23 protein-coding genes are annotated in these 21,740 nt (G+C 63.7%); 9 read left to right on the top strand and 14 right to left on the bottom strand.

The genetic code is table 11. From position 1 onward, the window contains the following. Positions 1-58: 58 nt before the first annotated feature. Positions 59-898 (bottom strand): LOG family protein, encoded by an 840-nt coding sequence (locus tag ABMA32_RS03200; RefSeq protein WP_349012278.1) that lies wholly within the window; start codon positions 896-898, stop codon positions 59-61. 167 nt (positions 899-1,065) lie between these two features. On the opposite strand from ABMA32_RS03200, the gene dapD reads away from it, so the two are divergent. The 5 genes from dapD to ABMA32_RS03175 all read left to right on the top strand — a co-directional run bounded on the left by dapD (position 1,066) and on the right by ABMA32_RS03175 (position 4,579). Then, complete coding sequence (dapD, locus tag ABMA32_RS03195) at positions 1,066-1,920, top strand: 2,3,4,5-tetrahydropyridine-2,6-dicarboxylate N-succinyltransferase (RefSeq protein WP_349012277.1); 855 nt, start codon at positions 1,066-1,068, stop codon at positions 1,918-1,920. A 72-nt stretch (positions 1,921-1,992) separates the two neighbouring features. Continuing rightward, positions 1,993-2,346, top strand: a complete 354-nt coding sequence (locus tag ABMA32_RS03190; RefSeq protein ID WP_349012276.1) for a DUF805 domain-containing protein — start codon at positions 1,993-1,995, stop codon at positions 2,344-2,346. Then, complete coding sequence (locus tag ABMA32_RS03185) at positions 2,339-2,716, top strand: DUF805 domain-containing protein (protein ID WP_349012275.1); 378 nt, start codon at positions 2,339-2,341, stop codon at positions 2,714-2,716. Before ABMA32_RS03190 ends, ABMA32_RS03185 begins: the two co-directional genes overlap by 8 nt. A 60-nt stretch (positions 2,717-2,776) precedes the next feature. Further along, a complete protein-coding gene (dapE, locus tag ABMA32_RS03180) occupies positions 2,777-3,964 on the top strand; it encodes a succinyl-diaminopimelate desuccinylase (protein WP_349012274.1) in 1,188 nt (395 codons plus the stop codon). 3 nt (positions 3,965-3,967) lie between these two features. Continuing rightward, a complete protein-coding gene (locus tag ABMA32_RS03175) occupies positions 3,968-4,579 on the top strand; it encodes a transporter (RefSeq protein WP_349012273.1) in 612 nt (203 codons plus the stop codon). Here the strand turns inward: ABMA32_RS03175 and truA are convergent. Genes truA through def form a run of 4 tightly spaced genes read right to left on the bottom strand, consistent with a single transcriptional unit; the run spans position 4,561 to position 7,319 of the window. Beyond that, positions 4,561-5,331 carry a tRNA pseudouridine(38-40) synthase TruA gene (gene truA / locus ABMA32_RS03170; protein WP_349012272.1) on the bottom strand — a complete coding sequence of 257 codons (771 nt, stop codon included), beginning with the start codon at positions 5,329-5,331 and terminating at the stop codon, positions 4,561-4,563. The two genes, ABMA32_RS03175 and truA, sit on opposite strands and share 19 nt — an antisense overlap. Positions 5,332-5,334: 3 nt before the next feature. Next, positions 5,335-5,844, bottom strand: a complete 510-nt coding sequence (locus tag ABMA32_RS03165) for a GNAT family N-acetyltransferase (protein ID WP_349012271.1) — start codon at positions 5,842-5,844, stop codon at positions 5,335-5,337. Further along, positions 5,841-6,776: a methionyl-tRNA formyltransferase gene (gene fmt, locus ABMA32_RS03160; protein WP_349012270.1), complete on the bottom strand. Its 936-nt coding sequence runs from the start codon at positions 6,774-6,776 to the stop codon at positions 5,841-5,843. Before fmt ends, ABMA32_RS03165 begins: the two co-directional genes overlap by 4 nt. A 12-nt stretch (positions 6,777-6,788) precedes the next feature. Further along, entirely contained in the window at positions 6,789-7,319 is a 531-nt protein-coding gene (def, locus tag ABMA32_RS03155; protein ID WP_349012269.1) for a peptide deformylase, read from the bottom strand. 96 nt (positions 7,320-7,415) lie between these two features. Here def and ABMA32_RS03150 point away from each other — a divergent pair, with 96 nt between their 5' ends. After that, positions 7,416-8,669 (top strand): DNA recombination protein RmuC, encoded by a 1,254-nt coding sequence (locus tag ABMA32_RS03150; RefSeq protein ID WP_349012268.1) that lies wholly within the window; start codon positions 7,416-7,418, stop codon positions 8,667-8,669. A gap of 13 nt (positions 8,670-8,682) precedes the next feature. On the opposite strand, the gene ABMA32_RS03145 is transcribed toward ABMA32_RS03150, so the two are convergent. Further along, entirely contained in the window at positions 8,683-9,087 is a 405-nt protein-coding gene (locus ABMA32_RS03145; protein ID WP_349012267.1) for a GFA family protein, read from the bottom strand. On the opposite strand from ABMA32_RS03145, the gene ABMA32_RS03140 reads away from it, so the two are divergent. Beyond that, positions 9,064-9,339: a hypothetical protein gene (locus tag ABMA32_RS03140; protein WP_349013371.1), complete on the top strand. Its 276-nt coding sequence runs from the start codon at positions 9,064-9,066 to the stop codon at positions 9,337-9,339. The two genes, ABMA32_RS03145 and ABMA32_RS03140, sit on opposite strands and share 24 nt — an antisense overlap. 86 nt (positions 9,340-9,425) lie before the next feature. On the opposite strand, the gene ABMA32_RS03135 is transcribed toward ABMA32_RS03140, so the two are convergent. Then, on the bottom strand, positions 9,426-9,833 hold the full coding sequence (locus ABMA32_RS03135; RefSeq protein WP_349012266.1) for a DUF6481 family protein: 408 nt from the start codon (positions 9,831-9,833) through the stop codon (positions 9,426-9,428). Between the two features lie 185 nt (positions 9,834-10,018). Between ABMA32_RS03135 and ABMA32_RS03130 the strand changes: the two genes are divergently transcribed. Beyond that, positions 10,019-11,197, top strand: a complete 1,179-nt coding sequence (locus ABMA32_RS03130) for an AI-2E family transporter (protein WP_425475461.1) — start codon at positions 10,019-10,021, stop codon at positions 11,195-11,197. A gap of 77 nt (positions 11,198-11,274) precedes the next feature. Beyond that, positions 11,275-12,276: an LLM class flavin-dependent oxidoreductase gene (locus tag ABMA32_RS03125; RefSeq protein ID WP_349012265.1), complete on the top strand. Its 1,002-nt coding sequence runs from the start codon at positions 11,275-11,277 to the stop codon at positions 12,274-12,276. Between the two features lie 6 nt (positions 12,277-12,282). Here the strand turns inward: ABMA32_RS03125 and ABMA32_RS03120 are convergent, their stop codons facing one another. The 7 genes from ABMA32_RS03120 to ABMA32_RS03090 form a co-directional block, all read right to left on the bottom strand. After that, positions 12,283-13,227, bottom strand: coding sequence for a 2-hydroxyacid dehydrogenase (locus ABMA32_RS03120; RefSeq protein ID WP_349012264.1), 945 nt, complete (start codon positions 13,225-13,227; stop codon positions 12,283-12,285). 27 nt (positions 13,228-13,254) lie between these two features. Beyond that, positions 13,255-14,886 (bottom strand): ABC transporter ATP-binding protein, encoded by a 1,632-nt coding sequence (locus ABMA32_RS03115; RefSeq protein ID WP_349012263.1) that lies wholly within the window; start codon positions 14,884-14,886, stop codon positions 13,255-13,257. After that, the gene (locus ABMA32_RS03110; protein WP_349012262.1) at positions 14,883-16,019 is read right to left on the bottom strand and encodes an ABC transporter permease; all 1,137 of its coding nucleotides are present in this window, start codon (positions 16,017-16,019) and stop codon (positions 14,883-14,885) included. Before ABMA32_RS03110 ends, ABMA32_RS03115 begins: the two co-directional genes overlap by 4 nt. Further along, entirely contained in the window at positions 16,016-17,116 is a 1,101-nt protein-coding gene (locus ABMA32_RS03105; protein ID WP_349012261.1) for a microcin C ABC transporter permease YejB, read from the bottom strand. Before ABMA32_RS03105 ends, ABMA32_RS03110 begins: the two co-directional genes overlap by 4 nt. Positions 17,117-17,178: 62 nt before the next feature. After that, positions 17,179-19,059, bottom strand: coding sequence for an extracellular solute-binding protein (locus ABMA32_RS03100; RefSeq protein WP_349012260.1), 1,881 nt, complete (start codon positions 19,057-19,059; stop codon positions 17,179-17,181). Further along, positions 19,059-20,927, bottom strand: coding sequence for an extracellular solute-binding protein (locus ABMA32_RS03095; protein ID WP_349012259.1), 1,869 nt, complete (start codon positions 20,925-20,927; stop codon positions 19,059-19,061). Before ABMA32_RS03095 ends, ABMA32_RS03100 begins: the two co-directional genes overlap by 1 nt. Positions 20,928-21,045: 118 nt before the next feature. Beyond that, complete coding sequence (locus tag ABMA32_RS03090) at positions 21,046-21,729, bottom strand: c-type cytochrome (RefSeq protein WP_349012258.1); 684 nt, start codon at positions 21,727-21,729, stop codon at positions 21,046-21,048. Positions 21,730-21,740: the final 11 nt, after the last annotated feature.

Raw genomic sequence — 21,740 nt, 5'->3', positions numbered from 1 at the left:
TCCACGGGCGGGAGAAACTGCTCCGGCCGGCGAAGCGTTCCCCCGGAACGCAGCTTTCTCAGAGACTGTAGAACTTCTGGATGACCTTCCAGGCGTCGTCGGCCGTGTCGGCGAAGTCGATGATGTCATGGTCGCCGGGAGAGATGGTGCCCTGCTCGGCGAGATAGTCGAGGTCGATCGAACGCCGCCAGAACTCCTCGCCGAACAGGATGATCGGCACCCGTTCCATGCGGCCGGTCTGGATCAGCGTCAGGGTCTCGAACAGTTCGTCCATCGTGCCGAAGCCGCCCGGGAAGACGGCAATGGCCTTGGCGCGCATGATGAAATGCATCTTCCGAATGGCGAAATAGTGGAAGTTGAAGCAGAGCTCCGGCGAGACGTAGGGGTTGGGCGCCTGCTCGTGCGGCAGGACAATGTTCAGCCCGATCGACGGCGCGCCGACATCGGCCGCGCCGCGATTGCCAGCCTCCATGACGCCGGGGCCGCCGCCGGTCACGACGACGAATTCGCGATAGTATGACGCGGCGGAGTGCTGCGAGCATATGCGCGCGAAGGCCCGCGCTTCCTCGTAATAGCGGCTGTTGGCCTCGAGGTTCTTCTTCTGCGTCTCGTTCTTGGCCGCCCATGCGGCTCCGCCCGGCTCGGGAATGCGCGCGCCGCCGAACAGGATAACCGTCGAGCGGATGCCGCGTTCGGACAGGACAAGCTCGGGCTTCATCAGTTCGAGCTGCAACCGGACCGGGCGCAGCTCACGGCGGGTCATGAAGTCCTCGTCGTTCCAGGCCAGGCGGTAGGTCGGAGCTACCGTCTGCGGCGTCTCCGGCACACTCTTGGCGCGCTCCAGATCCTCATCCGCATGCGGCAGCGGGGTCCATCCCGCCTTCTGGGTCGGATTCATGCTCAATTTCCCAAACCCCTTGCTCTACACCGGATGTCCGGCCATTCCACGCCGTGCCATGCCGCATGCGCGATTGACCCTCCCGGAGGGTTGACATAGGTTCCCGCGCGACCTTGTCCGAGCTTATCGGCCACAGGCTTAACGGCACGTTGTAATAGGGGAATTTCATGGCGAAGGCCAATCTGTCCGGGCTCGAAAGCACAATCGAAAAGGCGTTCGACGCCAGGGACACGATTTCGACCGCCACGAAAGGCGAGGTTCGCGACGCCGTCGAGACGGCGCTCGGCCTTCTCGACAAGGGCGAGGTGCGCGTCGCCGAGCGGCAGGCGGACGGTGTCTGGACCGTCAACCAGTGGCTGAAGAAGGCGGTGCTGCTGTCCTTCCGGCTCAACCCGATGGACATCGTTAAGGGTGGGCCGGGCAACGCCACGTGGTGGGACAAGGTCCCCTCCAAGTTCGACGGCTGGACCGCCGCCGACCACGAGAAGGCCGGTTTCCGCTCGGTCCCGTCGGCGGTCGTGCGCCGCTCGGCCTATATCGCGCCGGGCGCGGTCCTGATGCCGTCCTTCGTCAATCTGGGCGCCCATGTCGGCGAGAACACCATGGTCGACACTTGGGCGACGGTCGGCTCCTGCGCCCAGATCGGCAAGAACGTGCATCTGTCGGGCGGCGTCGGTATCGGCGGCGTGCTGGAACCCATGCAGGCTAGCCCAACCATCATCGAGGACGACTGCTTCATCGGCGCGCGCTCCGAAGTGGTGGAAGGCTGCATCGTGCGCGAGGGCGCGGTGCTCGGCATGGGCGTCTTCATCGGCAAGTCGACCAAGATCGTCGACCGCGCCACCGGGGCGATCACCTATGGCGAAGTGCCGCCCTTTTCCGTGGTCGTCGCCGGCGCGCTGCCCGGCAAGCCGATGGGCAATGGCGAGCCCGGTCCCAGCCTCTACTGCGCCGTCATCGTCAAGAAGGTCGATGCGCAGACACGTTCCAAGACCTCGATCAACGAGCTGCTGAGAGATTGATCTTTGCCTGAAACCGACGCACTTTCCGGCGCGCGCCGGTCTCTGGGCGCGATATCCGGATGGAGGGGTTGAATGGACTGGAAATATCTCTTCACAAGCTTCGAAGGCCGTATCAACAGGGCCAAGTTCTGGGCGGGCATCGGCGTGTTGATCGCCATCAGCATCGTCGCCTCGATCCTCGACGCAATCCTCGGCCTGCAGATCAGCGACAGCGGCTTCGGCATCCTCGGCGCGATCGTCGCCATCGGCTCGATCTACTTCGCGCTGGCGCTCTACGCCAAGCGCTGGCACGACCGCGACAAGTCGGGCTGGTGGAGCCTGATCGGGCTGGTTCCCATCATCGGCGGCCTCTGGATGCTCATCGAACTCGGCATCCTCGAAGGCAACCGGGGCGCCAACAGATTCGGACCGGACCCCCTTGCCTGAAAAAGACAAGCTTATCTGGCTTTTCTTCCGCTTTTCGGGCCGCGTCAGCCGCGCGGCCTATTTCCTTGCGGGACTTCTACTGGCGGTGATCCAGGCCTTCCTGCTCTATCGGTTCACGCTCGTGCCGGAAGAAAGCTCGGCCGGCCAAGGCTGGGCCGCAGCATTCTGGATCGTCATGGTCGTGGCGGTCTGGGCCAACATCGCACTGTCCGTGAAGCGGCTGCATGACATCGGCAAGCCCGGCATCATCGCGGCGGCGCTGTTTATCCCGGTCATCTCCATTGTCGCCTTCATCGCGCTCTGCCTCATCCCGGGCAATCCCGGACCGAACCAGTACGGGCAACGTCCGAACGCACCCGCCGGCGGCTGATCGGGGCATGGCGCATTTCCGCCAAGTGACATTTTTCGCTCTTTGGATTATCCCGCGCGCATGAGCCTATCGACCGATCCGGCAGAGAACCTCGCCGCCTTGATCCGCTGCCAGTCGGTGACGCCCGCCGAGGGCGGCGCGCTGTCGGCGCTGGAAACCATGCTGAAGCCACTCGGCTTTTCGGTGGAACGGCCGGTCTTCTCGGAAGATGGCACGCCGGACATCGAGAACCTCTATGCGCGGCTCTCAGGCAACGGGCCGCACCTGATGTTCGCGGGCCATACCGACGTGGTGCCCCCGGGCGACGAGACGTCCTGGACGCACCCGCCCTTTTCGGCCGCGATCCATAATGGCGAGATGTACGGCCGCGGCGCGGTCGATATGAAAGGCGGCATCGCCTGCTTCGTCGCCGCAGTGGCCCGCCATGTGGAGAAGAAGGGCAGCCTCAAGGGGTCGGTGTCTCTGCTGATCACCGGGGACGAGGAAGGCCCGTCGATCAACGGGACATCCAAGCTGCTGGAATGGGCGGCGTCCAAGGGTGAGCGCTGGGATGCGGCCGTCGTCGGCGAGCCGACCAATCCCGAGCGGCTCGGCGACATGATCAAGATCGGTCGGCGGGGATCGATCTCGGGACTGCTGACCGTCAACGGCGTGCAGGGCCACGCGGCCTATCCGCACCTCGCCGACAGTCCCGTGCGCGGGTTGCTGACGCTAGCCGATGCGCTGCTCAGCCCGGTGCTCGACGCCGGCACCAAGGACTTCCAGCCTACGAATCTGGAGATCACGTCCATCGATGTCGGCAACCCGTCGACGAACGTCATTCCGGCGAAGGCGACGCTCGCCTTCAACATCCGTTTCAACGACACATGGACCGCCGAGACGCTGCAGGCGGAAATCCACAACCGCCTCGACCGGGCAAGTAGCCGGAGCAAGTATCGCCCCGGACGGAAGGAGCCGGTCGCCTTCGACCTCGTCTGGCGCGACAGGCCGAGCCATGTGTTCCTGACACACGACGAGAAGCTGATCTCGGCGCTATCGGCCTCGGTCCACGCCGTGACGGGCCAGACGCCGGCGCTCTCAACCTCGGGCGGAACGTCGGATGCGCGTTTCATCAAGGACTATTGCCCGGTTGTCGAGTTCGGCCTCGTCGGCAAGACCATGCACATGGTCGACGAGCGCGTGTCTCTTGTCGACCTCGAGACATTGGCTGACATCTACAGCCGTTTCCTCGAGGACTGGTTCGGGTAGCGCATGCCATCCGGCGAACAAATCCAGCAATACCTGACCGGCGCCTGGCAAATGATGCTGGGCAAGGCCGATGGCCTCAAATTGCTAGACATCAGCGCCGACGGCTTCTGGAACTCGTTCTATGCGATGCTCATAGCTCTGCCGGCGCTGGTGGTCGGTTGGGTCGGCTTCGCCAACGACCTCAGCGCGCTGGGTGACGGTTTCGACGGGCGGTTGTCCATCGTGCTGCGGTTGGCGACAATCGACCTCGCAGCCTGGGTGGTCCCGCTGCTGGTGCTTGCCGCGGTGGCGAAGCCCGCAGGCATCGCCGACCGCTTCGTCCATCTCGTGGTCGCCAGCAACTGGGCGTCCGCGCTGATCGCTTGGATCATACTGCCGCCGGCGCTGATCGGGCTTGTTCTGCCTGAGGTCAGGCCACTCGAGGACATGCTTTCGCTGGTGTTCTTCGTCGCCGCCATGGTGCTGACATGGCGCATGACCAATGCGGCGCTGGGCAAGGGCGCGGGCGTCGCGTCGGCAGTCTTCGCCGGCATGTTCATCGTATCGCTGCTGACGCTCTTCATCCTGCAGAGCGCGTTCGGGCTGGCGCCTCTCGATCAGGCGTCGGGACTGTAGTCCACGTCTCCGTAGTCCACCTTTGTCAGGTAGAGCCCTTCGGGCGGCGCGATGCCAGCGCAGGCGGCGCGGTCCTTTGCCTCCAAGGCAGCCTTCACGTCCGCCGCGCTCCAGCCGCCCTCGCCGACGCGCTTCAGCGTGCCAACCATCGAGCGGACCTGATTGTGCAGGAAGGAGCGCGCAGAGGTGCGGACCTCGATCAGGTCGCCGGTGCGGGTGACGTCCAGCCGGTCGAGCGTCCTCACCGGGCTGTTCGCCTGGCATTGGGATGAGCGGAAGGTGGTGAAGTCGTGCCGGCCGAGCAGGTGTCTTGCCGCCTCGTGCATCGCTGCGGCGTCGAGCGGGGCTGGCACCCACCAGGTGCGGTCCTTCTCAAGTGACGGATGGGCGCGGCGGTTGAGGATCCGGTAGAGATAATGCCGGGCGGTCGCCGAAAAGCGCGCGTCGAACGCGTCGGATACCCGACGTGCCGCCGTCACCGACACGGCTTCGGTAGCGAGCCGCAGATGCGCGTTGACGGCGTCGCGAACCTTGTCGTTGGACCAGGCTTTTTCGAGATCGATATGCGCCACCTGCCCGGTCGCGTGGACCCCGGAATCGGTGCGCCCGGCCGCCCGTAGCGTGACGGTCTCGCCGCTGAATTTCAGGATCGCCTGCTCGAGCGCCGCCTGAACCGAAGGCGGTCCGGCCTGCCGCTGCCAGCCGGCATAGCGCGTGCCATCATACTCGATGTCGAGGCGATAGCGCGGCAAGGCCTAGGCCGCGAGGTCCGCACTGAAGGCAGGCGCGTAGACAAGCTTGCCGCTTTCCGGCGCTTCGCCCCACGCCAGCGCTTGCAGCGCTTCGCACTGGTAGTCGCTGTCGAACTGCGCAGCCCGCCCATGGGCGTAGCCGAAGCGGCCGTAATAGGCGGGCTCGCCGAGGACGATGGCAAGCGTCTCGCCGGATTGCTTGAGGCGCAGATGCGCTTCCCGCACCAGCGCGCCGCCGATGCCGGTGCCGTGGAAGGACGGCTCGACCGCCAGCGGCGCGAGTGCGACGGCCGGATGGCGCACACCGCCCTTTTCGACATAAAGCCGGGAGAACAGGATGTGACCGACGACATGGCCATCTTCCTCGGCCACCAGTTCCAGCACCGTGTCGCCGCTGTCCACCAGTGCGTCGACCAGTCCGGCCTCCGTCTGCTGGCCGAACGCGTGTTCCTCGACGAGGCGGATGGCTTCGCGATCCTTGGGCGTCGCTGTCCTGATCGACATCATGCTCATGAGAGTGTCATTCCTTTTTCTGTCTTTATGCCGCGCAGGAATTCGTCCGAAGTAACCGGCCGGCCACCGGCCCTTTGCAACTCCAGCAGGCGGACGGCGCCCTCGCCGCAGCCGACTGTGAGATTCCCATCGACGATCTCGCCGGGCCTGCCGCGCCCTTCCGCCACCGTCGAGCGCAGGATCTTCAGCCTTTCGACCTTGCCGCCGACCGTCATCTCGCACCACGCGCCGGGGAAAGGCGAAAGACCGCGAATGTGATTATGCACTGTGGAAGCCGGCAGGCGCCAGTCGATGCGTGTCTCAGCCTTGTCAATCTTGCTTGCATAAATAACGCCATCCTCTGGCTGTGGCGTCAGTTCAATCGTGCCGGCTTCGAGTTTATCCAGAGCTTTCACCATCAGGGCCGCGCCAGCCTGCATCAGCCGGTCGTGCAGTTCGCCTGATGTTTCGTCGGGTCCGATCGCGATGCGCTCAGTGAGCGCAACCGGACCGGTATCAAGTCCTATGTCCATTTTCATGACCATCATGCCGGTTTCACGGTCGCCGGCCATGATCGACCGCTGGATGGGCGCCGCACCACGCCATCGGGGCAGCAGCGAGGCATGGCCATTCCAGGCACCGAGCCTCGTGCCGTCGAGCGCGGGCTTGGGCAGCAGCAGGCCGTAGGCGACGACGACGGCGGCATCGGCTTTCAGCGCCGCGAACGCCTCCTGCTCGGCCTCGCCTTTCAGCGAGAGCGGCGAACGCACCTCGATGCCGAGCCTCTCGGCCTCCCGCTGCACCGGCGAGGGAGTCAGTTCCAGCCCGCGCCGGCCGGCCGGGCGCGGCGGCTGCGTATAGACGGCCGCGATCTCATGCCCGGCTTCCGCCAGGGCGCGCAGCGTCGGCACCGAAAAATCCGGCGTGCCCATGAATATGATGCGGAGCGGCATCGTTGGCGGCGCTCAGCTAACCATCTTCTTGGGCTGGCGATCCCTGGCGAGCTTCTTGAATTTCTTCACCACCATGTCGCGCTTCAGCTTGGAGATATGGTCGATGAACAGCACGCCGTTCAAATGATCCATCTCGTGCTGCAGGCAGGTGGCGAGCAGGCCGTCGGCCTCGATCTCCTGTTCCTTGCCTGACCGGTCGAGGTGGCGCACGCGCACCTTGGCGGGCCGCTCGACCTCCGCATAATAATCCGGGATCGACAGGCAGCCTTCCTCGTAGACGGAACGCTCGTCGCTGGTATCAAGCACTTCCGGGTTGATGAAGACCTGTGGCGCGGGCGGCTCGCCTTCCTTGGCGAGGTCGATGACGAGCAGCCGCAGCGGTTCGCCGATCTGAATCGCCGCAAGCCCGATGCCGGGCGCGTTGTACATCGTTTCCAGCATGTCGTCGGCGAGCTTCAGCAGCGGCGCATCGACACGTTCGACCGGCTTGGACACCAGGCGCAGGACGGGATCGGGGAGGATAACAAGGGGCTTGATCGACATGCGCCTCACCTAAGACCTCGCTTTCAAGCCGTCAACACCGCGGAACGGCTCATGTTCTCGTTTTGATCCGTGGAATGAATCAGCTATGCTCGTCGCATGGAACAGCTCGCAGCGATTCTCTCCGAACCGGTCGCGCGCCTCGGCGCGACCACGATCACGTTCGGGCAGGCGCTCGCCACCGCCGCCGGCATTGTCGTCCTGCTGCTGTTGGCGCTCGGCGTCGCGCTGTGGCGGTCGTCGAGAGCCCGGTCGCTTTCCGCCATGGAGGCTTCCGAACGGGCGCGCGAAGCCGATGTACGCCTGGCCGCGATCGTGCAGGCGCAGGCCGAGATGCAGGGGCGGCTCGGCGCAGTGGCCGATGTGTTCGGCGCGCGGCAGGCCGAGCTGACCCAGTCGCTGACCCAGAGGCTCGACGCCATGACCGGGCGCATCGGCCAGACGATGACCGAGCAGACGAAGTCGACTCACGATTCGCTGGCCAAGCTGCAGGAGCGGCTCGCTGTCATCGACAGCGCGCAGAACAACATCCAGTCGCTTGCCGGCCAGGTCGTGCAATTGCAGGCGATCCTCTCCAACAAGCAGACGCGCGGCGCGTTCGGCCAGTCGCGCATGGAGGCGATCGTCGCCGACGGCCTGCCGCAGGGCGGCTACGAGTTCCAATGGACGCTGTCCAACAACAACCGTCCGGACTGTGTCATCCATATGCCGAATGATGCGCCGAAGCTGGTGATCGACGCCAAGTTTCCGCTGGAATCATGGCACGCCATTCGCGATGCCGGAACGGACGCGGACAAGGTTCGCGCCGCGCAGCTCTTCCGACGTGACATGGAAGTGCATATCCGTGCGATTTCGGAGAAATATCTGATCAGCGGCGAGACGCAGGACACCGCATTCATGTTCGTGCCCTCGGAATCGATCTTCGCAGAGATCCACGAGAATTTCGAAGCCGTCATCCAGCGGGCGCACCGCGCCCGTGTCGTCATCGTCTCGCCGTCGCTTCTGATGCTGTCGATCCAGGTGGTGCAGGCGATCCTGAAGGATGCGCGCATGCGCGAACAGGCGCATCTCATACAGGGCGAGGTCGTGCGGCTGATGGAGGACGTCAGCCGACTCGATGATCGTGTGCGCAAGCTGCAGGGGCATTTTGGACAGGCGTCGAAGGATATCGACGATATCCTCGTGTCGTCCTCCAAGGTCGTGAAGCGCGGGCAGAAGATCGAGGCGCTGGAACTCGGCGCGGAAACGGCCGGTGACACGCCGTCGCGTCAGCTACCGGCTGCCAACGAAAGCGCGTCGGTGGGGACAAAGAGCGGACAGTTGCGCCTGCGTGTGGTGGACGAGGGAGCCTGAAGTCAGACAGGCTTCAGGTGGTTTCCTTCGTCGCCAGCCCTTCCATGTCTGGCAGCCACGACGCGGCGGAGCGATGCCATATCTGGCGCTTCGGCGGCAATTGATCGCGCTGGCGGATGGTACCGACACGCAGGCCATAGGCCGTCGGCTTCTCATCGGCAGAGGCAGCGTACAGCGGGGAGCCGCAATCCGGGCAGAACGCCTGTGCGCGCCGGTTGCCGCTTTCGGCGACCTTCACGTAGATTTTCGGCTCGCCGCGGTTAAGACGGAATTTGTCCGCCGGCGTGAACACGACGACGCGGAACGCCGTTCCCGACAGGGTCTGGCAATCCGTGCAATGGCAGATGCTGACCATCTCAGGGTCGACCTCGGCCTCGTAGGCGATTGCGCCGCAATGGCATCCACCGTCGATTTTCATATACCTTCTCCCTTTGACGCAGGAAAAATGGAATGCGCGCGTTGGTCAAAGAGGCAGCAGACCCTTGCCGTTGTGGCAGAAGTCTTGTTTCACTCCCGCGTCCTCAATCCAAGGGAGCGAATCATGGCTAAAGGTCAGATGAAAGCCAAGAAGGAAACGCGCAAACCGAAGAAGGATGCGAAGAAGCCGGCGGTGGCCGCTCCCGCCCTGAAGGCAGCGCCTGTGGCAGCGACGCGCCAAAAGGACAAGTGACCGTCTGTCAACGGCCACTCATCCCGAACGATGATCAATAGCCTAGCTGCCGGCTCGATGCCGACAGCTACATGCGTGGTGGCAGCTCAGTGCCGGCCGGCGCGTGCCTTGCGGGCCGCGTAGCGCGCGTCGCGCTTTGCCTTGCGCTCGGCCTCGTCGGCCAGCAGGCGTGCGATACGGTCGTTTTCCTCGGCTTCGCGCGCCTTTGCCTCTTCGGCCGCACGGGCCTCCGCCTCGAGCCGAGCAGCCAATTCCGCTGCTTCGCGGACCGCGCGTTCCTCAGCCTCGCGGGCAAGCCGCTCCTGCTTCAGCTTTTCCTTCTCGATGTTGCGCTTCTCGCGCTCCTCGAGGATGCGCTGCCGCTCGGCCTTGCGAGCGACGACCGCCGGGTCGTCTTCCGAGGGCCGGGAGTTGTAACGAGCAAGCAAAGCCTTCTTCGCTTCGTTCGCCGCGTTACGGCGCTCGAAGACGTCCTTCTCTCTGTATATAGCCAATGTCAGTCCCTGAAATATTCCAAGCGTCGCTTAAATACGCATCGGGGGACAGAGTTCAAGTCGCTTTGCTGCATGACTCCCATGAAAATTGGCCTATCCAGCCGCATTTCTGACCAGGGACGGAACTTTAGCCCCTGCTTACGCATTACTGCCTTGCCCGATTTGGGCGCGTGACGGGGGATACCATGGCCGAAGTGCAACCTGCCGAGACGGCCATTCCGTCGGAAGGGGCCGAAAATGAACTCGGCCGGATACGTTCGGATACGCGGCTGATGCGAAAACTGCTGATCTGTATGTTTATCCTGGCGGCGATCTATGCGCTCTATTTCGGCCGTGATTTCGTCATGCCGGTGATCCTCGCTTTTCTTCTCGCCCTGACTTTGACGCCGATCGTCCGCTTCTTGAGGAAGCGCGGCATACCGGAAGGGATTTCAGCCACGCTGCTCGTGCTAGCGTCCGTTCTGGCCATCGTCAGCGCCGGCTATTTCCTGTCAGGGCCGGCAAGTGATCTCGTGAACCAGGCACCCGAGATAGGCCGGCGTATCAGCGAGAGACTCGCCGAATTCCGCCACCCCTTCGAGCGCTTCATGCAGGCGTCGCAGCAGGTCGAAAAAGTCGCCGAAACCACGCAGGAGCCGGGTGTGCAACGCGTCGTCGTCGCCCAACCGGGCATAGTATCGCAGGCGGCGGGCAACGTGCTCTCGGGGGCGACAACCGCGGCAATCACCTTCGTGCTTTCACTCTTCCTGCTTGCCTCCGGCACCATGTTCTACGAGAAGATCGTGCAGTCCTTCGCCCGGCTGAGTGAAAAGAAGCGCGCGCTGCGCATCGTCTATGACGTCGAGCGCGAGATCTCGCGCTATCTGCTTACGGTCGCCATCATCAACGCCGGGCTGGGTACCGCTATCGGCCTCGGCCTGTGGGCATTGGGCATGCCCAACCCTGCCGTGTGGGGTGTGGCGGCGGCCGCGCTCAACTTCCTTCCCTATGTGGGCGCACTGGCGACCATCGTGCTTGTCGCCTGCATCTCGCTCATCACCTTTGATTCTCTGTCCTACGCCCTGCTTGCGCCTGCTTTCGTGATCATCTGCAACATTATCGAGGGCCAATTTGTCACGCCGCTCGTTGTCGGCCGGCGGCTGGAGATCAACGCGGTCTCGATCTTCATCGCCGTCGCCTTCTGGTCGTGGCTATGGGGTTTCGTTGGCGCGCTGATCGCCGTTCCGCTACTGGTCATCTTCAAGGTCTTCTGCGATCATTTCGAGAGCTGGAAACATGTCGGCAATTTCCTGTCGGCGGAAAACCCGAGCCCCGGTGACGATGTGCAGGCAAACGTCCCAGCGGACGCGACGACTGCGCGGTAGACATACAGCTTCATTGCGGGCTGCCCTCGGCGATCCTATATCGACGGCTGGTTCCAACGCCGCCGCGGGAGAACGCCATGGCAACGCTTTCCGTCCTCGACCTGTCTCCCGTACCCGAGGGCAGCACCGTCGCCCAGTCTCTCAAGAATACGCTCGATCTGGCACGTCACGCCGAGCGGCTGGGATACCACCGCTACTGGCTGGCCGAGCACCACAACATGCCGGGCATCGCGAGCGCGGCGACCTCAGTCGTCATCGGCCATGTCGCGGCCGGCACCTCCACAATCCGGGTCGGCGCGGGCGGTATCATGCTCCCCAACCACGCACCGCTGATCATCGCAGAGCAGTTCGGGACCCTGGCGGCGCTGCATCCGGGACGTATTGACCTCGGCCTCGGCCGCGCGCCGGGCACCGACATGCTGACCGCGCGGGCGCTTCGACGCAACATGGAGGCTGGAGTGGACACCTTCCCACAGGATGTCATCGAGCTGATGAACTATTTTGCCCCCGCCGAGCCGAGCCAGCGGGTGCGCGCCGTGCCGGGCGAGGGCGAACAGGTCGAAGTCTGGGTTCTGGGGTCGTCCACCTATGGTGCTCAGCTCGCCGCGATGCTCGGCCTGCCCTATGCGTTTGCCTCGCATTTCGCGCCGGCTGAGCTGGAGCATGCGATCGACATCTACCGGTCGCGCTTCCAGCCCTCCGAGCGGCTGTCAAAGCCCCGGCTGATGCTTGGGCTCAACGTGGTCGCGGCCGACACTGATGCGGAGGCGGAGCTTCATTTCAGTTCGCTGCAACAGGCCTTCGTCAACCTGCGCTCCGGCAGACCCGGCAAGTTGCCTGCTCCCGTCGAGAACTATGCGGCAACGCTGGACCCGATGGCGAAGGGCATGCTCGCCAGCGCGCTCTCCTGCGCCATCGTCGGATCGCCGGCGTCCGTCAAGAGTGGTCTCGACGCCTTCGTAAATCGTACCGGCGCGGACGAACTGATGGTGACCGCACAGGTCTTCGACCATGCCGCGCGCGTCAAATCCTTTGAAATCCTCGCCGAGGTCAACCAATCGCTCTCGAAGGCTGCCTGACTGTCTTCAGTATCCCGCCTTGCGATCGACCAGGTTTTTCAGCGGCTTGCCGCGCTCCAAGGCGTCCATCTGATCGAGCATGAGCGGGACGAGATGGGCGGGGTCGGACACGGCCGCGGCGTGCGGTGTCACGAAGACGCGCGGATGGTTCCAGAGCGGGCTGGTCCTCGGCAGCGGCTCGACCTCGAACACGTCGAGGCTCGCTTCGATCAGTGTCTCGTCGTCCAACGCGCGCAGGATATCGGCGTCCTTCTGCAGCCTGCCACGCCCGGCATTGATGAGGACGGCGCCGCCGAGGCCGTTGTTCCGGCGCAACTGGCTCAGCAGGCGGTAATTGACGATGCCGGTCGTCTGCTGCGTCAACGGCAGGAGCACGACAAGAATATCGGTGCCGTTGAGGAACGGCTTGAGCCCCTCCTCGCCGTGGTAGGTCTCCACCCCATCGAATGACTGTTTCGTGCGGCTCCAGCCCCTCGTCGTAAAACCACAGGCCATCAGGACCTTCGCGGCGGCGCGGCCGAGTTCGCCAAAGCCCATGATGCCGACGGTGATGTCGCCGGCTGGCGGCGCCTCGCGCCAGACCTTGCGCTTCTGCTGGGCGCGATAGGTGAGACCGCGGCGGTAGTGATCGAGGACACGCCACAGGACATAGTTTGTCATCTGCTCGGTCAGGTTGTCCGCCACGACGCGCACGATGGGAACGTCCGGAAGCGTCGGATCGGACAGGATGTGGTCGACCCCTGCGCCGACCGAAAAGATGGCGCGCAGGTTGGGCAGGTTCGACAGCAGGTTCGGCTTCTGCTTCCACGCAACGGCATAATGGATCGTCGGATCGGCGGGACCATCGGACTGCGTGACGACCGTGCGTTCCTTCGACAGCAGGTCGTACCAGGGGCGGGGGTTGTAACCCGTCATCGCGAGCAGGATGCGCCCCTTGTCCTTCGCAGCCATTTTTCCTCCGAATTCGCTGGTGTCTGGCTATTCGCTGACCGCGCCCGCATTCGCGGTCTCGATCCTGAAGGCGGCAGAGATCAGCGCCTTCGTGTAGTCGGTCTGCGGATGCTCGAAGATCTGCTCGGCCGACCCGTATTCGACGATCTTGCCGTTGCGCATGACGATGACGTCATTGGCGAGCGCGCGGACGACCTTCAGGTCGTGGCTGATGAAGAGATAGGCGAGGTCGTGCTTCTTCTGGAGGTCGCGCAGCAAGTCGACGACCTGCGCCTGCACGCTCATATCGAGCGCCGATGTCGGCTCGTCGAGCATGACGAATTTCGGCTTCAGAACCATGGCCCGCGCGATGGCGATGCGCTGGCGCTGGCCGCCGGAGAACTCGTGCGGGTAGCGGAAGCGGGTTTGCGGATCGAGGCCGACCTCCCCCAGCACAGCGACGATGCGCTGGTCGCGCTCACCGGCCGACAGCGACGGTTCGTGAATGGCGAGCCCCTCCTCGATGATCTCCGACACCGACATGCGCGGGCTGAGCGAGCCGAACGGGTCCTGGAAGACGATCTGGAGTTCGCGGCGCAGCGGACGCATGGCGCTGAAGGAAAGCTTGTCGATGTCGCGGCCGTTGAACTGGATACGGCCCTGCGACGAGATCATGCGGGCGAGCGCGAGGCCCAGCGTCGTCTTGCCCGAGCCGGATTCGCCGACCACGCCCAGCGTCTGCCCGGCGCGCACCGTGACATCGATGCCGTCGACCGCCTTCACATGGTCCACCACCTTGCGGAAGAAACCCTGCTTGATCGGGAACCAGACCTTGATGTCGCTGCCGGACATGACCGTTTTCGCGGACAGGTCGGCGGCGGGCGGGCGGCCTTTCGGTTCGGCAGCCAGCAAATGACGGGTGTATTCGTGCTGCGGATGCGCGAATATCTCCCTGGTCGGGCCGCTCTCGACGATATGTCCCTTCGTCATCACACACACCCGGTCGGCGATCTTGCGCACGATGCCGAGGTCGTGGGTGATGAAGAGCATCGACATGCCCTTCTTGGCCTTCAGCTTCGCCAGCAGTTCGAGGATCTGCGCCTGCACGGTGACGTCGAGCGCCGTCGTCGGCTCGTCGGCAATCAGCAGGTCGGGCTCGTTGGCGAGCGCCATGGCAATCATGACGCGCTGGCGCTGGCCGCCAGAAAGCTGGTGCGGATAAGCGCCGAGCCGCTTCTCGGGGTCGCGGATGCCGACCTCATGCAGCAGTTCGAGCGTGCGCTCGCGCGCCTGCTTCTCTCGCATGCCCTGATGGATCGAGAGGATTTCGCCGACCTGCCGCTCGATCGTGTGCAACGGGTTGAGCGAGGTCATCGGCTCCTGGAAGATCATAGCGATCTTGTTGCCGCGCACCTTGCGAAGGTCGTTTTCACCGAGCGCCAGCAGGTCCTTCCCGTCGAACAGGATCTTTCCCGACGGATGGCTGGCTGGGGGATAGGGCAGGAGCTTCAGCACGGAAAGCGCGGTGACGGACTTGCCGGAGCCGGATTCGCCGACCAGCGCCAGCGTCTCGCCCTTGGCGATGTCGAAGGAAACGTGATCGACGGCGGTCGTCACCTTGCCGCCCTGCGAGAAGGCAACGGAGAGATCGTGCACGGAAAGGAGGGGAGCCTCCGTCATCGGAAGGTCTTCCGCGGGTCGAAGGCGTCGCGGGTGGCTTCGCCGACGAAGATGAGCAGCGACAGCATCAGCGAGATGACGACGAAGCCGGAGATGCCGAGCCAAGGCGCGTTGAGGTTGCGCTGGCCCTGGCGCAGGAGTTCGCCGAGCGAGGCGGAACCGGGCGGGAGGCCGAAGCCGAGAAAGTCGAGCGAGGTCAGCGTCGTGATAGAGCCATTGAGGATGAACGGCAGAAAGGTCAGCGTCGCCACCATGGCGTTGGGCAGCAGGTGGCGGCGCATGATCGTGCCATTCGAGACGCCGAGAGCGCGCGCCGCGTTCACGTATTCGAAGTTGCGGGCGCGCAGGAATTCGGCGCGGACCACGCCGACGAAGGCCGTCCACGAGAACAGAAGCATCAGGCCGAGCAGGATGAAGAAGCCGGGTGGCAGCACGGCGGCGACTATCAGCAGGAGATAGAGGACTGGGATCGCCGTCCAGATCTCGATGAAGCGCTGGAAGAGAAGGTCGGTCAGGCCGCCGAAATAGCCCTGCACGGCTCCCGCCGAGACTCCGATGACGGCAGAGCCGAGGGTCAGTATCAGGCCGAACAGCACCGAGACGCGGAAGCCGTAGATGACGCGGGCAAGTACGTCGCGCGCCTGGTCGTCTGTGCCAAGCCAGTTCCAGTTGCCGATGACGCAGTTGGGATCGTCGACCCCCTGCGGAAATGCCTGGCAGCGCGTCTGCTTGTCGTAGAGCCAGGACGGCTTGGCGGGCGCTGCTTCCGGTATCTGGTTGTTGACGGTGCGATAGGAGTAGCGGATCGGCGGCCAGACCATCCAGCCATTGGCCTGGATCTCCTCCTGGATAACCGGGTCGCGATAATCGGTGACGGCGTAGAAGCCGCCGAACTTCTCTTCCGGATAATCGACGAAGACCGGGAACAGGAGTTCGCCCTTGTACATGGCGAGGATCGGCCGGTCGTTGGCGATCAGTTCCGAGAACAGCGTGAGCACGAACAGGACGAGGAATATCCAGAGCGACCAGTAGCCCCGCCGGTTGGCCTTGAAGTTCGCCCAGCGCCGCTGGTTCAGCGGCGACAGCCGGGACCGCTTTTCCGAGACGGGCGTCGCCTCGACCACAGCCGTCATACGTCCCTCCGCTCGAAATCGATGCGGGGATCGATCCAGGTGTACATCAGGTCGGAGATCAGGCTGACGAACAAGCCGATGAGCGAGAAGATGTAGAGGTTGGCGAAGACGACCGGATAGTCGCGGTCGATCACCGAGCGGAAGCCGAGCAGCCCGAGCCCGTCGAGCGAGAAGATGTTCTCGATCAGCAGCGAGCCGGTGAAGAAGGCGGCGATGAAGGCGCCGGGAAAGCCGGCGATAATGATAAGCATCGCATTACGAAAGACGTGTCCGTAGAGGACTTGCCGCTCGGACAGACCCTTGGCGCGGGCGGTCACCACATACTGCTTGCGTATCTCGTCGAGGAAGGAGTTTTTCGTCAGCAGCGTCGTGGTGGCGAAGGCCGACAGCACCATCGCCGTTAGCGGCAGCGCCAGATGCCAGAAATAGTCGAGAATCTTCTGCCACCAGGTGAGCTGGTCGAAATTGTCCGATGTCAGGCCGCGCAGCGGGAACCAGTCGAAGAAAGAACCGCCAGCGAAGAACACCATCAGCATGATCGCGAACAGGAAGCCCGGGATGGCATAGCCGACGATGACGATGGCGCTCGTCCAGACGTCGAAGGTCGAGCCGTCCTTGACCGCCTTGCGGATGCCGAGCGGGATGGAGATGAGATAGGAAATCAGCGTGATCCAGAGGCCGATGGAGATCGACACCGGCATCTTTTCCAGGATGAGGTCGATAACCGAGATGTCACGGAAATAGCTTTCGCCGAAATCGAAGCGGGCGTAGTTCCAGATCATCATGCCGAAGCGCTGGAGCGGCGGCTTGTCGAAGCCGAACTGCTTTTCGAGCTTGGCGATGAATTCGGGATCGAGGCCCTGCGCACCGCGATAGCGCGACGACCCCTCGCCGGAGCCGAGATTGTCCTGCGAGCCGACCGCATCGCCGGCGCCGCCGCCGCTCAACGGGTCGCCGCCTGCCTGACCGGTCAGCCTGGCGATGACCTGCTCGACGGGACCACCGGGTGCGAACTGGATGACGACAAAAGAAATCGCCATGATCCCGAGCAGGGTCGGGACCATCAGCAGGACACGCCGAAGGATATAGGCGCCCATCAGTGGGAGCCTTTCGTCAAACCATGATGCCGCATGGCTGCCCCCGCCGCGCCGAAATCAGTTCAGGCCTTGCCAATCGCCGCCGCCTTGTCCTTGTCGAACCACCACATCGCCTCAATCGGGAAGCCGTAATCGGGCTTCGGCTCGACGAATCCGAACATGTCCCAATAGGCGGCCCGGTGATTCGCCGAAAACCAATTTGGAATCCAGTCCATGCGCGCGCGCAAGACCCGGTCGAGCGCGCGCAAGGCCACAGTGAGCTCGTCCCGGCTTTTTGCCTCGCCGGCTTTCGCGATCAGGCCGTCCACTGCCGGACTGGCGGTCGCCGGCAGGTTACGCGATCCCCGCGTGGTGGCGGCATTCGAATGGAAGATGTTCTGTAGCGTGTCGAAGGTCGGGGTGGCGGAAAGCGACAGCGCGAGGCTGATCATGTCGAAGTCGAAGTCGTTCTGGCGCACCGCGTATTGCGCGGGATCGACCTGGCGTATCGATGCATCGATGCCCACCGCGCGCATGTTTTCGACAAAGGGAGAATCGACGCGGATGAAGACCTCGTCGTTGACGAGTATTTCGAGCTTCAGCCGCTCGCCCTTCTCGTTCACGACGAAAGCACCGTTCCGTTTCCAGCCGGCATCGGCGAGAAGGCGGGACGCCTCGCCGAGCAGCTTGCGGTCGCGCCCCGAGGCATTGGAGACCGGCTGCATGACGGCCTCGCCGAACGCCTCTTCGGGAATCTCGGCGCGAAATGGCTCAAGCAGCGCCAGTTCTTCCGGCGACGGAAGGCCTTCGGCGACGAATTCCGACGTCTGGAAGCAGGACTGCGAACGGTCATAGAGGCCGTAGAAGAGGTTGCGGTTCGTCCATTCGAAATCGAAGCACAGTGCGACCGCGCGGCGCACACGCGCATCGCCAAACTGCGGCCGGCGCTGGTTGAGCGCCCAGCCCTGCATGCTCGGGTTCTTCTCGCCCGGAAACTCGCGCTTCACGACCCTGCCGTCGTTGATGGCCGGAAAATCGTAGCCAGTCGCCCAGACGCGGGAGGTGAACTCCTGGCGGTAGGTCACGTCGCCCTTCTTGAAGGCCTCGAAGCCGGCCTGCCGTTCGCGGTAGACGTCGATGCGGATCGTATCGAAATTGGCGCGCCCCTTGTTCACCGAGAGATCGCGACCCCAATAGTCGGCTACTCGTTCGTAGACGATGCTCTGGCCCGCAGAGACCCGGCCGACCTTGTAGGGACCCGAGCCGAGCGGCGCGACGAGTTGGGAGCTGTCGAAGGGGTTCTGCGAGAACCAGGCCTTTGAGACGATCGGGAAGGTGGCGACCGACAGAAGCGTGGTGGGCGCCTGCTTGCCCGAGAAGGTCAGCCGCACGGTGCGCGGATCGATCGCTCCGGCCGCCGTCATCTCGGCGAGCGGCAGCATGAGCACCGGATGGCCCTTCTCCTTGAAGGTCGAATAGGTGAAGGCAACGTCTTCGGCGGTAACAGGCGTTCCGTCGTGCCAGCGCGCCTGCGGGCGCAGCCGGAAGGCGAAGCTGTTGCGGTCGGCCGAAATCTCGACCGTCTCGGCCAGCATGCCATAGAGCGCGTCCGGTTCGTCCAGCGCGCGCGTCATCAGCGCGTCGTAGCACATCTCCATGCGCGGCGGCGCATCGCCGGTCAGGACGAAGGTGTTGAGGGTGTTGAAGGTCGTGACGTTCTGGTTGAACTGCCAGTTCGGCGGCGAGAAGTTCAACGTGCCGCCCTTTGGGGCGTCGGGGTTCAGGTAGCCAAAATGCGTGAAGTCGGGAGCGTATTTGAGGTCGCCGAAGGCTGAAACGCCATGCAGGGGCGTGCCGGTCTTGCTTTGCGCGAAGGCTCGGAACGGCAAAGCGGGCGCGAGCGCCGCACCTGCCGCGAGCGCCAGGAATTCCCGGCGACTTATACCCTGCCCCGGGCGGCTCATCAGTTCGATCGTCCGTACTTGGCGGCCAGCGCCTTTTCCTTCTCGACATCGATCCACCACGACTCGGTGTCGGGGCCGATATAGGTGGGCTGCTTTTCCGGTATGCCGAACTTGTTCCAGTAGGCATAGAAATCGACGTCGCGGGTCAGTTGCGGCACGTAGTAGTAGTTCCAGAGCAGCACGCGATCGAGCGCATGCGTCGCCGCCAGAAGGTCGTCGCGGTCGGTCGCGAAAATGACGCGCTCCACCAGCTTGTCGACCACAGGGTTCTTGATGCCGGAATAGTTGCGCGAGCCGGGCGTGTCGGCTGCCTTCGCGGACCAGAATTCGCGCTGCTCATTGCCGGGCGACTCGGACTGGGCGAGCGGCGCCAAGATCATGTCGAAGTCGTAGTCGTTGAGGCGGTTCGTGTATTGGGACGTGTCAACGATCCGCATGCGTGCGGTGATGCCGATCTTTCGCAGCGTTTCAGCATAGAAATTGAACGGCGCCTCAAGCCCGTCGTTGGCGCTGAGCACCTCGAACTCGAAGGGTTTGCCGCTGACATCGACAAGCTTGCCGTTCTTCAACGTCCAGCCGGCCTCGGACAGCAGCTTGAGCGCCTCGCGCAGATGCGTCCGCTCGTCCTGAGGGGTCGCGTAGACCGGGAGCTTGAATTCCTGCGTGAACAACTCCAGCGGCAGTTCGCTCCTGAACTGCTCGAGGATTTCGAGTTCCTTGCCTTGCGGCAGGCCGGACGAAGCGAGGTCGCTGCCCATGAAATAGCTGTTCACGCGGGTGTTGAGCCCGAAGGACAACATACGGTTGGGGGTCTCGAAGTCGTAGGCGAGCGTCAACGCCTGGCGCACCTTGCGGTCGGCGAAAAGCGGCCGCCGCGCATTCATGGCAAAGCCCTGGAACTTCGCGCCGCTGATCGACTGGAACTCCTTCTGGATGACGTCACCCGCCTTCAGCGCCGGGAAATCGTACTTCGTCTTCCAGTCGCGGGCGCTCGGTTCGCGGTTGATGTCCTCGAAACCGCCCTTGGTGAAAGCCTGCCAAGCCGCCTCGGTGTCGAGGATGTATATGTATTTGCGCTTGTCGAAGTTCTCCCGGCCGATCTTCACGGGCAACTTCGCACCCCAGTAGTCGGGCACGCGCGCCCAGACGATGTCCTGGCCGGGCCTGACGCTTTCGATCCTGTACGCCGCCGAACCGAGCGGCGGTTCCAAGGTGGGCTGGGTGATATCGCGCTTCTTGCCCTTTGCGTCCGTCCCTTCCCACCAGTGTTTCGGGAGGATGGCCATATCGCCGAGTATCTTGGGCAATTCGCGATTGCCCTTCTGATCGAATCGGAATTCGACCTCGCGGTCGCCTGCTGCCACGGCCTCCGTCACATTTTCATAGTAGCGGCGATACCAGGGGCTGTGTTCCTTCAGGATGTTGAAGGACCAGATCACGTCCTCAACCGTGATCGGCTGACCGTCATGCCATCTGGCGCGGGGATCCAGCCGATAGGTGGCGGAGGAGTAGTCGTCAGGGTATTTGAATGCCTCCGCAACCAGCGGGTGGCTGACGCTCGGTTCGTCGATGGATTGCTCCATGAGCGTGTCGTAGAGCAGCCCGCCGCCGAAGGGCGCCAGACCCGCTGCCGGGGTTCCGCGCACGATGTAGGGGTTCAGGCTGTCGAAGGAGCCCTGCACGACCGAATTGAGGGTACCGCCCTTGGGTGCATCGGGATTGACGTAGTCGTAGCGCTCGAAGTTTTCGCCATACTTCGACTTGCCCATCAGCGAACTGGTCGTATGCCATTCCTGCGCAGCGGCAGAGCCGACTGACAAAGCCACGGCGGCAAAGGTTCCGAGAAGCAGGGCGGCGGTGGATCGCATGCGGGCCTCGTACTAAAACAACGAAAAACCGGTCTTGCCGGTGAAATGGGGCAACCCCTTGTAACAAAAAAGCCGGGCTGAACCCGGCTTTTTCGTGATGGATCGCATTACAATTTCGTCATTGTGCCGGCGCGGGTTCCGCAGGCGTCGGTTCGGCCGGGGCTGGTTCCGCAGGAGCGGCTTCAGCCGGTGCAGCCGGTTCGGCGGCGGGCGCCTCGCCAGCCGGGGCGGACGCGGGTTCGGCTGCCGGAGCAGTTGCCTCGGGAAGCGGTGCGGGACTGTCCGAAAGCGTCCGCAGGAAGGCAATCAAATTGGCGCGCTCGGTCGGGTTCTTCAGGCCCGCGAAGCCCATGGCCGTGCCCTTGACGAGGCCCTTCGGCGACAGGAGGAAGTCGTTCAGGTGCTGGTAGTCCCACACGACGGAACCACCCTGCGAGAACTCCTTCATCGCGCCGGAATAGGCGAAGCCCTCATGCGAGGCGACGGGGCGATTTACGATACCCCAGAGATTCGGCCCGACCTTGTTGGCGCCACCCTTGTCAATGGTGTGGCAGGCCGAGCACTTCTTCTCGACGGCCTGACCGGCGGTCGCGTCGGCTGAAGCCAGCAGCACGGCGATCGGCTCTTCGGCAGGCGCTTCAGCGCCACCAGCAGCGGGGGCCTCGACCGCCTCGATGATGAAGCCTTCCTTCTCAGGATGCGGAGCCGCGAAGATCGAGTCGGAGATGATGCTCAGGGAAAAGACAACAAATACGGTCCCGAGAAATGCGCCGATCAACTTGTTGTATTCGAATGAATCCATCCGCCCCTGGC

It is taken from the genome of Mesorhizobium quangtriensis, assembly GCF_040081925.1.
In the GTDB taxonomy this organism is placed as follows: domain Bacteria; phylum Pseudomonadota; class Alphaproteobacteria; order Rhizobiales; family Rhizobiaceae; genus Mesorhizobium_K; species Mesorhizobium_K quangtriensis.
This window is presented reverse-complemented; position numbering and strand designations above follow the sequence as displayed.